Genomic DNA, 15,167 nt, shown 5'->3' on the forward strand with positions numbered 1-15,167 from the left:
GGTTCAGCGCCGGGTGCCGGTGGACTCCGGGGCCCGAGTGGCCCCCGGCAACGCCGAGTTGAGGCCGAGCAGCTCGGTGTACGCCCGCGCGCAGAAGGAACACTCGGCCAGGTGGCGCCCGAGGCCACGGCCGCGTACCGCGCCACGCCGGACCGACGCGCCGATCATGGCGCTGAAGTGGCGGCAGCGGTCGTTGTCCGCGGACTCGGACTGCACATGGGCGCGCAGATACGCCTCGCGCAGCCCCTCACGGGCCCGGAACGCCAGGGACGTGAGACCGCTGGGCGACAGCCCCATCAGCGCGGCCACGCGCTGCGGGGAGGCGTCCTCCACCAGCGTGTGCCACAGCACGGTCCGCCACCGCGCGGGCAGCGTGCGGAAACCGCGGACCAGCAGCCTGCGGTCCTCGTCGGCCAGCAGGCGCTGCTGGGGATCCGTCTCGGTGGTCTCCTGCCGCCACGACTCGAAGTCCGCCGTGAGCAGCACCTGGCGCTCGCCGGCGGTCCACTCGATCGCGGTGTGGCGGATGACGGTCAGCAGATACGGGCGCCAGGGGCCACGTGGACCCCCGCCCGACCGGATGGCCTGCAACGTACGAATGAACGCCTCGGACACGAGGTCCTCGGCGTCGTGGAGGGTGCGGCAGCAGGTGCGGGCGTAGGCGAGCGCCGCCTCGTGGTGGCGGCGGTAGAGGATCTCACCGGGCGTCGGGTCCATGGTGCCGAGCCGGCCTCGGTACCCGTCCTTGAGCCGCTGGGTGAGCTCCTGGTCCGTGGGCGATGCCTCACGGCCTCGGGGATCCGGCCCCGTCCGCCCGGGTAACCGCCCGGGGGTGCCCTGGGGTAACTCCTCGGGGTCGGCCCGTTCCGGGTGGCCCGGGGGGCCCGAACGCTCCGCGTGGTCCGGGTGCTGGGCGGCCGGATCGCCGCCGGCCGCGTCGTCCGCGGTCTCGTGCTGCGCGGAAACGCGGCGTGCGCCGACCGAGGAACGGTCGGCGCACGCCTGGCGTTGGGGCATCAGCCGCACTTCCGGCCGCTGTTGATGCAGTCCACCGCCTCGCTCATCAGCTTGTCCGACATCACGTTGATGAAGTCGTCGTGGTCGGTGATCGGCTTGTGCAACTGCTCGGGGAAGCCGTCGACCGCGTAGGTCTGACCCGCCGGGACCTCATAGGTGATCTTGTTCACCAGCTGGGGGATCGCCTGGAAGCCATTGGGGCAGGAGCCGTCCTGCTGGGCGAAGGCCACGTGGTCACGGTGGTTCGCGCTGTCGGCGTTCTTGCCGTCCCAGCAGCTCTGGAAGGCGAAGCTGCGCACCACATCGCTGCCCGCGGGGCAGAGCGGGTACTTGTCGGTCAGCTGGCGGTCCTCGAAGCCGGTGCAGCTCCAGTGGGCGTTGGCGTTGGCCGTGCCGTTGGTGAACGCCTTGGCGTCACCGGTGATGATCCGCAGGAAGCGGGGCATCGCCGTGACCTTGCCGACCGGGTTGCCCTTGAACTCGAGTGTGGAGCTCTTGGCGGTCAGGATCCGGCCGACGTTGCCCTCCAGGCCGCCGCCGAGCTGGTTGGCGTCCTTCTCCTGGGTGCCGTCCTGAACCCGGACCACCGGCCAGTAGTACGTGGACTGGTCGCCGTTGGTGCAGGTGGTGTCGCCCGCGGCCAGGCTGTCGTTGGTGGAGTTGGCGCTCGTGGTCTTGTTGCCCACGTAGTCGTGGGTGTGGTGGGCGCCGTTGCCCACGCCGGGCGCGACGATCACGTTGTCGGTGTTCCGGATGCCCTGCTCGTTGACACCGCACTTCGACTCGAAGCTGCCGGTCGACGCGCCGCCCTGGTTCTGCGGCTCCTTGACGTTGGGCTGCACCTTCGTGATGTCGACGAAGTCGTCCTGCGAGGGGCCGTTGCCCTGCTGTCCGCCGTTGCCACCCTGGTTGTTGCCACCCTGCTGGCCGCCCTGCTGCTGGCCGCCACCTTGCTGGTTGCCGCCCTGCTGCTGGCCGCCCTGCTGGTTCCCGCCCTGGTTGTTTCCGCCCTGCTGGTTGCCGCCTTGCTGGTTGCCCTGCTGGCCGCCGCCCTGCTGGTTGCCGCCCTGGCCGTTGCCACGGCCCTTCCCGGCGAAGTTGGTCTGCATCTTGCAGGCGCTCATCTGCTCGAGGCCCGCCGGGCGTTGGGAGCTGCGGCCGATGGCGGTCCCGATGCGGTCCAGGGTGGCCGTGCGCTGCTGCTGGAGCGTGGTGAGCACGGAGTCCGTGCCCGCCTCCTTCTTGGCCATCCGCTGGTAGGCGTTGGCCACCTGGGTGTCCAGCTCGGCCAGGTTCCTGTCGACCTCGGCACGGGCCTGACGGGGCACGGTGTTGAGCTTCTGGCCCACGTCGGGGCAGCTGATCGTGCCCGCTGTAGCCGACAGCGTCCGGTCCTGGCCGGAGCTCTTGTCGCCGCTCGCGGACGCGTTCGCCGCGATGATGGCCGCCCCGCCGCCGCCGAGCGCCAGCGCGGCCACGATGGCCACGGTCTTGTTCGTGAAACGCCCGCGTTTATGGGTCTGTTGCCTCATGAGATCACTTCACTTTGTGTTGAGGGCCTCGAAGTCGACAAGTCCGGTGTCCTCAAGGACCGTGATGTGGTCGAGAACGACTGCGTTGGCCCTTGTCGCGAGGGACCTGACCATGGAGTTCTCGCTCTGCGCCCGTACCTGAGCGACCAGGCCGAAGACCTTTCCGTGCGCGGCGCGCAGGAGGTTGGCGAACAGCTGCTGGAACTCGGCCGGTGACGCGGCGCTGGTCATCTGGTTGAGCCAGCCCTGCTGCTGCTCATTGGGCTGGGTGGGCAGGGGGATTCCGAGAGCCTGGCCCACCTCGTTGGATCGGCGGTCCAGCTCGGTGTGGCCCTCGATGAGGTGTTCGCCCGCGGTCTTCACGGCGTCGGTGTTACCGCGCTCCTGCGCCATGCGCCCCGAGGGCAGCTCCCACAGGCCGGCGAGCTTGACCTTGCGGACGAAGTCCCTGTCGACCGCGGTGAGCGGTCCGTATTGCGTACTGATGGTTCCTTTACCGTCGTCGATGACCCCGCTCGGGAGCGCTGCGGCGCTGCTTTGGCCGAACAGGCTCACGGGGATGAGCAGTGCCGCGAGCGTCATCGCGAGCGCACCAATGATGAGCCCGGTCCCGATCGTGCGGCTGGAAGCAATGGATCTGCTGATGATGGCTGATCGCACAGCGCCCTCCTTGGTTCGGAGTGACACCGGACGCTAGTGCCTGGTGTGGCCCGGGAGTGGAGAGCTCATCACCAATGAATAAAAGCCTGACAGCGATCTCTACTTGCTGGTACCCTCCCAAACTTTTGCCCTCCGCCCGCCCGGGCCGCTGCCTCCGGTCCTCGCGGCGGCGCGCGAAGGAATTCCCGGAACCGGTGAACGGCCCGCGCCTCGCCTACGTATGGGATGGGTGTGAAGCCCGAGCACGCACCGCGAAGGTGCTTCCCGGAAGACGCCTCCCGTTCGGCGTTCGGCCCCGCCGCCGTGGCCCCGCGCCCCCGGCCGCCGGCCCCGCCGCGCCGCCGGATCGCCGCCGTGGCCCCGGCCGTGGTGGCGGTGGCGCTGCTGGCCGCCGGGTGCGGGTCGGACGCCGACTCCGACAAGGCGGCGATCGACCGCGGCGGAAAGGCCAAGCCGAGCGCGAGCGCCCCGGCCGCCCGGCCGGCCAGCGTGGAGAAGCTGGCCGGGACCATGGGGTGCAAGCCGGAGATCACCACGGATGTCGACGACTACCGTCAGGGCGTCTGCCACGCGGGCAAGAAGAACTATGTCTTCCTCAGCTTTGTGACCACCAAGGGGCAGCGCGACTGGCTCGGCTACGCCCAGATGTACGGCGGGACGTATCTGGTCGGCAACCGCTGGGTGGTCTCGGCGGAGTCCATGCGCACGCTGAAGGAGGCCCGGGGCAAGCTCGGCGGCACCATCGAGGAGTCCGCCGCGTACGGGGCGTCCCCGACGGCCGGGGCGCCCTCGCCCTGACCGCGCTGAGAAGTCGACCGGATCTCGCGCCGATCCATCCCGTTTGTTCCCTCTGTCTGTCCCCTATATAGGGCCCTTCTGTGGGGCCCTCCGCAGCGTCCCCATATATAGGGGACAAGAGGGCGGCCGCGCCGACCCTTGACAGCCCGGTCGGTTGCTGGATTACTTGATCGCGTCGCGCGCTAAACCGAATGGTCGGTCGGCTCCTTGGGGTGGTGCCAGCATGACGGATTCGACGACTGCCGCGGGTGGCGGACGCAGACTGGGGTCCCCGCCGCCGGCCGAGCTCCTCGACGCCGCCGAACGGATGGGGCCGGAAGAGCTGCGCGAGACCCAGCTCGCCCGGCTGCGGGCCACCCTCAGGCGGGTCCACGACCATGTCGAGCCGTACCGGAGGAAGTTCCGCGCGACCGGCATCGAACCCGAGGACTGCCGCACGCTCGCGGACCTGGCCCGCTTCCCCCTCACCACCAAGGCCGATCTGCGCGACGCCTACCCCTTCGGCATGCTCGCCGTGGACCGCTCCCGGCTGCGCCGCGTCCATGCCTCCAGCGGCACCACCGGCCGCCCCACCGTCGTCGGCTACACCGAGAACGACCTGTCCATGTGGGCCGAGGTGGTCGCCCGCTCGCTGCGCGCCGCCGGCGGACGCCCCGGCCAGATGGTGCACATCTCCTACGGCTACGGCCTGTTCACCGGCGGCCTCGGTGCCCACTACGGCGCCGAGCGCCTCGGCTGCGCCGTCGTCCCCGCCTCCGGCGGGATGACCGCCCGCCAGGTGCGGATCATCGAGGACTTCGGGCCCGAGGTCATCATGGTCACCCCCTCCTACATGCTCACCCTCCTCGACGAGTTCGAGCGCCAGGGCATCGACCCGCGCACCACCTCCCTCAAGGTCGGCGTCTTCGGCGCCGAGCCGTGGACGGAGGAGATGCGCCGGGAGATCGAGGAGCGCGCCGGCCTCCACGCGGTGGACATATACGGGCTGTCCGAGGTGATCGGCCCGGGGGTGGCCCAGGAGTGCGTGGAGACCAAGGACGGGCTGCATGTGTGGGAGGACCACTTCTACCCCGAGATCGTGGACCCGGTCACCGGCGAGCCGGTGGCCGCAGGCGAGGAGGGCGAGCTGGTCCTGACCTCGCTGACCAAGGAGGCCCTGCCCGTCATCCGCTACCGCACCGGCGATCTGACCCGGCTGCTGCCCGGCACGGCCCGGCCCGCGTTCCGCCGCATCCAGAAGATCACCGGCCGCTGCGACGACATGATCATCCTGCGCGGGGTGAACCTCTTCCCCAGCCAGATCGAGGAGATCGTGCTGCGCACCCCCGGCGTCGCCCCCCACTTCCAGCTGCTGCTGACCCGGCGCGGCCGGATGGACCACCTGACGGTGCGGGCCGAGGCGCGCCCCGGCGCCACGCCCGAGGCGCGCGCGGCGGCCGAGCGGGCCATCGCCCAGGCGGTCAAGGACGGGGTGGGGCTGACCGTCGAGGCGGAGGTCGTGGAGCCGGAGTCGCTGGAGCGCTCCGTCGGAAAGATCCGCCGGGTCAAGGATCTGCGCTGACGGCCCACCAGGTCGGCGCGCCCAGGTCAGCGCGCCCCGCCGCGGGGCAGCGGCTGCTCGGTCCAGATCACCTTGCCGTGCTCGGTGTAGCGGGTGCCCCAGCGCTGGGCGAGCTGGGCGACCAGGAACAGCCCGCGGCCGCCCTCGTCGGTGGTGCGGGCCCGGCGCAGCCGAGGGGAGGTGCTGCTGCCGTCGGCCATCTCGCAGATCAGCGCGCGCTCGCGCAGCAGCCGCAGCTGTAGCGGTTCGCGGCCGTACCGGATGGCGTTGGTGACCAGCTCGCTGACGATCAGCTCGGTGGTGAACGCCGGCTCCTCCAGTCCCCACTCGGTCAGCCGGTCCAGGACCTCCTGGCGCGCCCGGGAGACCTCGGCCGGGTCCGCGGGCAGGTCCCAGACGGCGACCTGGTCGTCGGCCAGGGCCCGGGTGCGGGCCACGAGCAGCACCACATCATCCGCGGGACGGTCCGGCAGCAGCGACTCCAGGGCGTCGCAGGCCTGTTCCGGCGTACGGCCCGCGCGGGCGAGGACGGTCCGCAGCCGCTCGAAGCCGACCTCCGCGTCACGGCCGGTGGCGCCGGTGAGCAGGCCGTCGGTGTAGAGCACCAGCAGGCTGCCCTCGGGGACCGCGAAGTCGGCGGTCTCGAACGGCAGGCCGCCCACGCCGAGCGGCGGCCCCGGGGGCACGTCGGGGAACTCCACGGTACCGTCGGGCAGGACGAGGGCGGGCGGCGGGTGTCCGGCCCGGGCGGCGGTGCAGCGGCGGGTCACCGGGTCGTAGACGGCGTACAGACACCCGGAGCCGACGATGCCCGGCTCATGCCCCGAGTCCGCTGCGTCCGGCCCTGCTGCGGACTCGGTCTCTCCGGTGGACGGTGCGTCCGCGGCCGGCCCCTCCGCGCCCATGCCGTCCCAGCCCATCGCCTCCGGGTCCAACCGGCAGACCAGGTCGTCGAGTTGGGTGAGGACCTCGTCGACGGCCAGATCCAGCGCCGAGAAGTTGTGGACCGCGGTACGCAGCCGCCCCATGGTCGCCGTCGCGTGCAGACCGTGCCCGACCACATCGCCGACCGCCAGGGCCACCCGGGCCCCGGACAGCGGGATCACATCGAACCAGTCGCCCCCGACCCCTGTCGTCGCGGGCCGATAGCGGTGGGCGGCCTCCACCGCGTGCTGCGCGGGCAGGCCGCGGGGGAGCAGGCTGCGCTGGAGCGCCAGGGCGGTCGCGTGCTCGCGGGTGAAGCGCCGCGCGTTGTCGATGCACACGGCGGCGCGGCTGACCAGGTCCTCGGCCAAGGACAGATCGTCCTCCTCGAAGGGCTGCTTGAGCGCGGAGCGGTAGAACCCGGCCACACCCAGGACGACGCCCCGGGCCCGCATCGGCACCGCGATCAGCGAGTGGATCCCGGCCCGCAGCACCCGCCCGCCGCGGTTGGGGTCGTGGGCCAGCCAGCCGTGGGCCTCGTGCAGATAGGGCTCGAGCACGGGGTCGCCGGTGGCGAGCGCGCGGGCCTGCGGCGTCGACGGGGCGTAGCCGACCGCCTCGCCCACCGGATACAGATGGGACGCCACGCCCGCCCCCGCCATCGCCACCCGGCGCAGCGGGCCGTCGGTCCGTACCGGCTCCTCGCCGCGCAGCACACAGTCCGGCAGATCCACGACGACGTGGTCGGCGAACCGCGGCACGGCCACCTCGGTCAGCTCCTCGGCGGTGCGGGTGACGTCCAAGGTGGTGCCGACCGTGACCCCCGCCTCGCACAGCAGCCCCAGCCGCTCCCGGGCCAGCAGCGCCAGCCGGCTGACGCCTGGCTCCCCGACGGCCAGCGGCTCGCCCCGGGGCTGCTCGCCGAACGGCGCGGGGGCGTCGGCGGAGCGGGCGGTGGGGACGAGCGTCTCCGGGACCAGAATCTCCGGGCCGGGCATTTCGCGGACGGGCGTGTCGGGGCCGGGCGTGTCGGGGGCGGGTGTTCCCGGGGCGAGCGGTGCGTGGGCGAGGGGGACCGCGCCCGGTCCGCCCGGCGGACCCATGGCGTCGGGGGCGCCCAGGCTGTCCTGCGGGGCGCATCGGTACAGCCCGTCGACGCCGGCAAGCACGGCCTCCACGAGGAAGCCCGTCGCCCCCGACCGGCTCCGCGCCTCGCGGCACCACAGCGTGACGCCCCGGCCCCCGGGGAGCCACGCCTCCGCCACCCCGGCGTGCCCCGCGGCGATCAGCTGCATGGCCAGCTCCTCCAGGACCAGCCGGTCCCGTCGGCCGAGGGCGTCGGCGGCCTCCCGGGGGCGGCCCCGGGGGAAGGCGGCGAGCAGGGCCCGCTCGCGGGCGGTGATCCGGTCGAGCAGCCGCTGCTCCACGTCGACCGCCGCCTGATGGACCAGGCCCAGCATGGACGCGTCGGCATGGCGGTGGTTGCAGGTCAGGTCCAGCGCGCCGAGGACCCGCCCGCTCAGGGGGTCGCGGATGGGGGCGGCGGCGCAGGCGAACTGCCGCATGATGTCGGCGAAGTGCTCCCGGCCGCAGACGAAGGCGGGCTGCCGGGCCGCGAGCGCGGTGCCCATGCCGTTGGTGCCGGTGAGCTCCTCGGAGAAGGCGAAGCCGGGGGCGAGGTTCAGGGAGTCCAGAAAGCGGTTGAGCGAGTGCTCGCCGACCCGGCGCTCCAGTACCCGGGCGTCCTGGTCGCACAGGACCGCGCTCACCCGGATGCCCGAGACCTGGGTCTCGAGCCGGTCCAGCACCGGCCGGGCGGCATCGGCGAGGCTGCCGCCGAGGTCCAGCTCCGTGTGGTACAGCACCTCGACGTGGTCGGCCGCGATGCCCAGCGACCGGCAGCGCTCCCAGGAGCTGAGGATCGGCGGACGCACGGCGCGCCTGACGAGCCTCCCCGCCAGAAAACGGTCATGGGCATCGGTGAGGGCGGCGGTGTCGTCCCAGCTGACGGGCACATCATCACTTCCCCGAGGAAAAACTCCCTCTTTCGAGGTTCAAGTTTCGCCCCAAAGCGTGCTATATGCCAGCATGACGGGCGATATGGCAAAGACCCGGCAAAACCATGCGACGGACCGCCCCCGGGGGCTTCGCCCCTGGGCCCCCGAGGGCTGGGGCGGAGCCCCGGTTCGCGGCTCAGGCCGCCCGGGCGGCGGTCCGGCGGGCGGTGGAGGGGGGTGCCATGGCGCCGCCGCGGCGCAGCACCGCGTAGCCGATGCCGATGCCCACGGCCACCGGCCATTCGAGCGCGTCCGCGGCGCCCAGCAGCCCCAGGCCCACATACAGCGGCAGACCGCCCTTGGCGGGCAGCCACCGGCGGGCCACCGCCACCGGCAGCAGCGCCGCGTCGGCCAGGCCGCCCGCCACGCGCCCCGCCGAGGGGACGGTGATGGTGATGGACCGCTGACCGTCGGCCGCGGCCTTGGTGACCTTCCCGGCCTTCGCCACGGCCTTGGTGCCTTTCGCCGCGGCCGTGGTCTTCGCGGCCGGTGCGGTCTTCCGCTGGGTCGTCGCCTTCCGCTCTGTTGTCGCCTTCCGCCGGGGCGCTGTCTTCGTCTTGTCCGAGGACCCGCGCTTGCGGGAAATGGTGGGAGTACTCACAGATCTCACGTCCACACATGGTTGACGTTTCGGTAATTACTCACTTTTCAGGGTAATCGGGATTCATCTTCCGCCGAATGGGGGCGGCTGCCGGGCGACGTCTAGGGAGGCCGCGTCGATGTCAGCGTCATCACGTTCGGGGCTGTCAGGACTGCCGGGGCTGCCAGGGTTGCGCATCCCGGTGGTCACCCCGCTGCTGACGCCGCTCACCAGCGGCGTGACCGCCGGCGTGCGCGGCGCGGCCGGGCTGGTCGGGCGGCTGGCCAGGCTGCCGCGGCGCGGGGTGTGGTCCCACCCCGGGCGCTGCTATATCGAGGTCCGGGGGGTGCACGGCATCGGGGGCGAGCGCGTGGGCCACCGCGTGGAGAGAGCGCTCGAGTCACACCCCCGCGTCCGGTGGGCGCGGGTCAACGCGCCCTCCGAACGCGTCGTGGTGTCGGTCTCCTCCCCGCCGCCGCGCGAGTCCGAGCTGGTCGCCCTGGTCGAGCAGGCCGAGGAACTGGCAGCCGCCGTCGCGGGGGAGTTCGACGAGTGGCTCCCGGAGCCGCAGCACCCGTCCGAGGGGCCCAACACGCCCGAGTCCGTGTCCGCGCTGACCGCGGACGCCGTGGGTCTGACGCTGGCCACCGCGCTGCGCCTGGCCCCCTGGCTCAAACTGCCCCACGAGGTGGGCGCGCTGGCCTCCCTGCTCCAGCACCACCCCCGGATCCGCCGGCTGGCCGCGGCGATCGGCGGCGCAGAACGGGCCGACTCGGTTCTGACCGCGATGAGCGCCCTGACCCAGGGCGTGGCCACCCGCGGCGGAGGGCTCGCGCTGGACGTGATCGAGCGCCTGGCGCAGTGGCGGGAGGCCGCCGCGGAGAGCGAGGCATGGGAGGCGGCGGAGCCGCGGCTGGTGCACGGGCCGCGGGACGTCGTGGCCGAGCCGATCGTCGTCGAGCGCCCCGGACCGCCCCCGAGGGACGCGACCACGCGTTACGCGGAGCGGTCCCTGCGGGCCGGGGCGGTCGCCGGCGCCCTCGCCGTGCCGTTCGCCGGCCCCCGCCGCGGCCTGGCCGTGGCGCTGGCCTCCATCCCCAAGGCGCCGGGGGCGGGCAGGGAGGGCTTCGCGACCAACCTCGGCCGCTTCCTCGCGCTGCGCGGCGTGGTGGCCATGGACCGCGGCGCGCTGCGGCGGCTCGGCCAGGTCGACACCGTGGTGCTGGACGAGGAGGCGCTGCGCGGCGACCGGTACGAGCCCATCGACATGGAAGTGCTCGGCGGGGCCGAGGCCCCGCAGGTCGCCGAGCGGCTGTTCGAACTCTTCGACTCCGACGGCCCTCTCGAAGTCCGCCGCAACGGCCAGGGCTGGGCGCTGGGGCCGCCGGACCGGCTCGACCTGACGGGCCGTACGGGCGGCCAGGCCGCCGCCAGGCTGCGCGGCAAGGGCAGCGAGCGCGTCCTCGGCCTGGCCAAGGGGAGCCGTCTGCGGGCCGTGGTGGGGCTGGCCGCGCAGACCGCCCCGGGCGCCGAGGCCGTGGCGGCCGCCGCCCGCCGGGCGGGCGCCCGCGTCGTCCTGGCCACCGATCGGCCGCACCCGGCGTTCGCCTTCGCCGACGCGGTGGTGCCCGCCGGAGGGCGCCTCGTGGCCTCGGTGCGCGCATTCCAGGCGGACGGTGCGGTGGTGCTGCTGCTGTCCGGCAACCGCCGGGCGCTGGGCGCCGCCGACTGCGGCATCGGCACCCACCGCGAGGGCGAGCCCCCGGCCTGGGGAGCGCATCTGCTGGTCGGCGCGGACCTGGAGTCGGCCGGGGTGATCGTGGACGCGGTCGGGGTGGCTGCCCGGGTCGACCGGGACAGCGCCATGCTCGCGGCGGGCGGCAGCGGCGTCGGCGCCGTCGCCGCCCTCAAGGCCCCCCGCCGGCAGTCCGCCGCGCGCGCCACTGGCGCCAGCAACGTCGCCGGGACCATCGCCTTCTGCATGGGCAACTGGCGCGCCCAGCAACTGATAGCGCGCCCCCTGGCGCCGCCGGTGACCTCCGTCCCCTGGCATCTGATGCCCGTCCGGCGCGTCCTGGAACGCCTGGGCACCCGGACCGAGGGGCTCACCACCGCCGAGGCCGCCACCCGTGCCCGCGGCGCCCCGAGCGCCGGTGAGCCGACCGGTACCAGCCTGCCCTCGGCGTTCATCGAGGAGCTGGCCAACCCCCTCACCCCGGTGCTCGCCGCCGGGGCCGCGCTCGCCGCGGCCGTGGGATCGCGCACCGACGCCGCGCTGGTGGCCGCGATCACCGGCACCTCCGCGCTGGTCGGCGGGGTCCAGCGGGTCAGGACCGAGCGTGCCCTGGCGGAGCTGTTCTCCCGCTCGGCCATCGGCGCGCGGGTACACCGCGGCGGCACCGAGCGGCTGGTCGCCGCCGGGGACCTGGTGCCCGGCGACATCATCGCGCTGCGCCCCGAGGACGTGGTGCCCGCCGACTGCCGGCTGCTGGAGGCCGAGGGCGTCGAGGTCGACGAGTCCTCGCTGACCGGCGAGTCCCTTCCCGTGCCCAAGGATCCGGCGCCGGTGACCGCCGCGCACATCACCGGGCGCCGCTCGATGCTCTATGAGGGCACCACCGTCTCCGCCGGGCGGGCGGTGGCCGTCGTGGTGGCCACCGGCACCTCCACCGAGGTCGGCCGCAGCCTCGCCACCGCGCGTCAGGCCGCGCCCGTCACCGGCGTGGAGGCCCGGCTGACCAAGCTCACCCGGGCCAGCCTGCCCATCGCCCTCGGCTCCGCGTCCGCGGTGTCCGTGGCCGGGCTGCTGCACGGCCGCAAGTTGACCGACACGCTCGCCCAGTCGGTGAACCTCGCCGTCGCCTCCGTACCCGAAGGGCTGCCGTTCCTGGTCAACGTGGCCCAGCTCGCCGCCGCCCGCCGCCTGGCCGACCTCGGCGCGCTGGTGCGCAACCCCCGCACCATCGAGGCGCTCGGCCGCGCCGATGTCCTGTGCTTCGACAAGACCGGCACCCTCACGGAGGGCAATCTGCAACTCGCGGCCGTCGGCGACGGGGAGGTCGAACTTCCCGCCGACCGGCTGGACAACCCGCGCAAGGCGGTGCTCGCCGCCGCGCTGCGCGCCACCCCGCCCGCCCGGCAGGCGGAACCCATGGCCCACCAGACCGACCGCGCGGTGATGGCCGGAGCCCGCCGCGCGCGCGTCGCCGTACGACACGGCGCCCCCCGCTGGCGGCGCACCGACGCCCTGCCCTTCGAGCCGTCCCGGGCCTATCACGCCACCGCCGGGCGCGACTCGCACGGCCTGGTCCTGAGCGTGAAGGGCGCACCGGAGAACGTGCTGCGCCGCTGCGCCCGCCGGCGGACCCGGGACGCGGAGGCCCCGCTGGACCCCGCCGCCGTCGAGCAGCTCACCGGCCGCGCCGAGGAGCTCGCCGGGGCCGGCCGCCGGGTGCTGGCCGTGGCCGAGCGCCCCATGGCGGACGACGAGGAGCTCACCGACGAGACCGTGCGGGACCTGGTGTTCCTCGGGTTCATCGCGCTGGCCGACCCGGTCCGCACCAGCGCCGCCCCCGCCACCAGGCGGCTCCACGAGGCGGGCGTGCACACGGTGATGCTCACCGGCGACCACCCGGCCACCGCGGACGCCATCGCGGCGACCGTCAGCGACGTCCCGGAGCCGAAGGTGTGCACGGGGCCCGAGCTGGACGAGCTCGACGACGCGGCCCTCGACGAACTGCTGCCCACCGTCGATGTGATCGCCCGGTGCAGCCCGCACCACAAGGTCCGCATCGTCCAGGCCTACCAGCGCCTGGGGCGGGTCGTGGCGATGACCGGCGACGGGGCCAACGACGCGCCCGCCATCCGCCTCGCGGACATCGGGATCGCCCTCGGCCGGCGCGGCACGCCCGCCGCCACCGCCGCGGCCGACCTGGTCGTCGGCGACGACCGCCTGGAGACCATCGTCTCGGCGCTGATGGAGGGGCGGGCCATGTGGGCCTCGGTGCGGGCCGCGCTCGCCATCCTCATCGGCGGCAACCTCGGGGAGGTCACCTTCAGCGTGGTCACCGCCGCGCTCACCGGCGGCACACCGCTGAGCGCCCGGCAGATCATGCTGGTCAACCTGCTCACCGACCTCGCGCCCGCGCTCGCCATCGCGGTGCGCGAGCCGACCGGCCACACCGGCGAGCGGCTGCTGCGCGAAGGGCCGCACCGCTCCCTCGGCACCGCCCTGACCCACGAGATGCTGCTGCGCGGCGTCATCACGGCCCTCGGTGCGGGCATGGCCTGGACCGGCGCGCGGCTCACCGGCCGGGGACGCCGCGCGAGCACGGTCGCGCTCGTCGCCCTGGTCGGCACCCAGCTCGCCCAGACCCTGGCCACCGGCGGCCTGGACCGGCACGTCCTGATCGCGGGGCTCGGCTCCGCCGCCGTCCTCGCGGGCATCGTCCAGACGCCGGGCGTCAGCCAGTTCTTCGGCTCCACCCCGCTGGGGCCCGTGGCATGGGGCATCACCCTCGGCTCGATCGCCACGGCCACCCTGGTCGGCGCGGCGCTGACCCCGCTGATGCGCACGCTGTCGGACTAGAGCGGGGCTGGGCCCGGGCCCAGGTACGAGTGGAAGGCGCCGTCGGGGTCGTACCGCGCCCGTACCTCCCGCAGCCGCCGCCAGTCGGCCGGGGTGTACGACCGCTCGGCGCGGTTGGGGGCGGCGGTGAGGTCGGCCTCGGCGATGTAGTGCCCGGCGCCCAGCGGCTCCACCCGGCGCATCGCCTCCCGCAGCCACCGCGCATTCGCCCCGTCCCGGCCCGGGTCGTCCCACACCGCGTACGGCACGACGTACGACCTGCCGAGGACCGAGAACGCCATGTCGCCCAGCAGCCGCTCGTCCCGGGAGGCGGGCCGGAACGGCGCCAGGACGGACGACTTGCCGGAAGGCGCGGCGGCGATGGCGTCGGCGAGCGGGGCCAGCAGTGCCCCCAGGTCGTCGTCGGACCACAGGGTGTCCGCCGCGAAGCGGTGCTTGGCGGGCCAGGCCGACGAGGCGCCGCCGGACAGCGTGGCGAAGGAGGCCGGCTCGCTCTCGCGGCGAAACAGCGCCCGTGCCACGACGGGGCAGCTCCGCAGGGGCTCGGTGAGGCGGACGGCCTCCTCCCACGAGTCCGCGAACGCCACGGCGGACACGGTGATCACCGGGGGTCTGGGGGCTGCGGGGCAGACGGCCGGGTCGGCCGTGGCGAGCTGGATCGTCAGCTCCACCTCGGCCGGGAGCTCCTCCGAAACCCCGGAGATGTGCCCCGCCACCTCCTCGGTGTCGGCGAGGGGGAAGGCGTAGGAAGTCGTCGCGACGGCCCCGGGCAGCGGGTGCAGGGCGAGGTCGAAGCCGGTGACGACGGCGAAGAAGCCGGGCCCCGCGCCCCGCGCCGCCCAGAACAGATCCGCGTTCTCCCCGGCGTCGCACCCGACCACCTCGCCGTCCGCGGTGACGGCCTCGACGCGCCGGACGCCCGCGCAGGCCGGGCCCCAGGCTCCGGAGTTCCAGCCGAGGCCGCCGCTGAGGAGATAGCCGCCCATCGCCACCGACTCGCAGTGCCCCGTGGCGTACGCGAGGCCGTAGCGGGCCAGCCGGGCGGCGAGTTCCCCGCCCGTGACCCCCGGCTGCACATGGGCCGTCCGGGCCGCCGGGTCGATCACGTACCGGCGCAGCCCGGAGAGGTCGATGAGCATTCCGCCCTCGCGCAGCGACGAGCCGCACCAGCTGTGCCCGCCCGCCCGTACGGCGATCCGCATGCCGCTCGCGCGGGCCAGCAGCACCGCTTCGGGAACGTCCCGCTCGGAGGCGGCGACCACGATGACGTCCGGGGACCGGGACGGTGTCAGCTCGTTCCACACCATGCTCGCGCGGAGCTTCTCGTAGCCGGGGTCGCCCCGCCGGACGACCGCCCCCTCGATGGCTCGAGCCCGGCCCCGGACCTGCGGGTATCTGCTCATACCGCCCTCCTGGGGAGCGGGGGGAGAGGCAGTGGCGTGAGCGCCGG

At 74.0% G+C, this 15,167-nt stretch carries 9 protein-coding genes; 3 read left to right on the forward strand and 6 right to left on the reverse strand.

The genetic code is table 11. From position 1 onward, the window contains the following. Positions 1 to 3 precede the first annotated feature (3 nt). The 3 genes from ACH4S9_RS19610 to ACH4S9_RS19620 are packed head-to-tail and all read right to left on the reverse strand — an operon-like array spanning position 4 to position 3,209. Positions 4 to 1,017 (reverse strand): RNA polymerase sigma factor, encoded by a 1,014-nt coding sequence (locus tag ACH4S9_RS19610; protein WP_398373262.1) that lies wholly within the window; start codon positions 1,015 to 1,017, stop codon positions 4 to 6. Continuing rightward, the gene (locus tag ACH4S9_RS19615) at positions 1,017 to 2,549 is read right to left on the reverse strand and encodes a DUF1996 domain-containing protein (protein ID WP_385336669.1); all 1,533 of its coding nucleotides are present in this window, start codon (positions 2,547 to 2,549) and stop codon (positions 1,017 to 1,019) included. The genes ACH4S9_RS19610 and ACH4S9_RS19615 overlap by 1 nt, the downstream gene beginning before the upstream one ends. A 9-nt stretch (positions 2,550 to 2,558) precedes the next feature. Further along, positions 2,559 to 3,209 (reverse strand): DUF4142 domain-containing protein, encoded by a 651-nt coding sequence (locus tag ACH4S9_RS19620; protein WP_311725349.1) that lies wholly within the window; start codon positions 3,207 to 3,209, stop codon positions 2,559 to 2,561. 225 nt (positions 3,210 to 3,434) lie between these two features. Between ACH4S9_RS19620 and ACH4S9_RS19625 the strand changes: the two genes are divergently transcribed. Continuing rightward, a complete protein-coding gene (locus ACH4S9_RS19625) occupies positions 3,435 to 4,007 on the forward strand; it encodes a hypothetical protein (RefSeq protein WP_398373265.1) in 573 nt (190 codons plus the stop codon). A 223-nt stretch (positions 4,008 to 4,230) separates the two neighbouring features. Continuing rightward, the gene (gene paaK, locus ACH4S9_RS19630) at positions 4,231 to 5,568 is read left to right on the forward strand and encodes a phenylacetate--CoA ligase PaaK (RefSeq protein ID WP_398373267.1); all 1,338 of its coding nucleotides are present in this window, start codon (positions 4,231 to 4,233) and stop codon (positions 5,566 to 5,568) included. 26 nt (positions 5,569 to 5,594) lie between these two features. Here paaK and ACH4S9_RS19635 read toward each other — a convergent pair whose 3' ends face one another. Together ACH4S9_RS19635 and ACH4S9_RS19640 are read right to left on the reverse strand one after the other, a co-directional pair. Next, positions 5,595 to 8,507 carry a SpoIIE family protein phosphatase gene (locus tag ACH4S9_RS19635; protein WP_398373269.1) on the reverse strand — a complete coding sequence of 971 codons (2,913 nt, stop codon included), beginning with the start codon at positions 8,505 to 8,507 and terminating at the stop codon, positions 5,595 to 5,597. 178 nt (positions 8,508 to 8,685) lie between these two features. Then, a complete protein-coding gene (locus ACH4S9_RS19640; RefSeq protein WP_361188158.1) occupies positions 8,686 to 9,159 on the reverse strand; it encodes a hypothetical protein in 474 nt (157 codons plus the stop codon). Between the two features lie 109 nt (positions 9,160 to 9,268). Here ACH4S9_RS19640 and ACH4S9_RS19645 point away from each other — a divergent pair, with 109 nt between their 5' ends. Beyond that, entirely contained in the window at positions 9,269 to 13,717 is a 4,449-nt protein-coding gene (locus ACH4S9_RS19645; protein ID WP_398373272.1) for an HAD-IC family P-type ATPase, read from the forward strand. Here ACH4S9_RS19645 and ACH4S9_RS19650 read toward each other — a convergent pair. Beyond that, on the reverse strand, positions 13,714 to 15,120 hold the full coding sequence (locus ACH4S9_RS19650) for an FAD-binding oxidoreductase (RefSeq protein WP_385336689.1): 1,407 nt from the start codon (positions 15,118 to 15,120) through the stop codon (positions 13,714 to 13,716). The two genes, ACH4S9_RS19645 and ACH4S9_RS19650, sit on opposite strands and share 4 nt — an antisense overlap. Positions 15,121 to 15,167 lie beyond the last annotated feature (47 nt).

The organism is Streptomyces sp. NPDC021225 (genome assembly GCF_044332865.1).
Classification (GTDB): Bacteria; Actinomycetota; Actinomycetes; order Streptomycetales; family Streptomycetaceae; genus Streptomyces.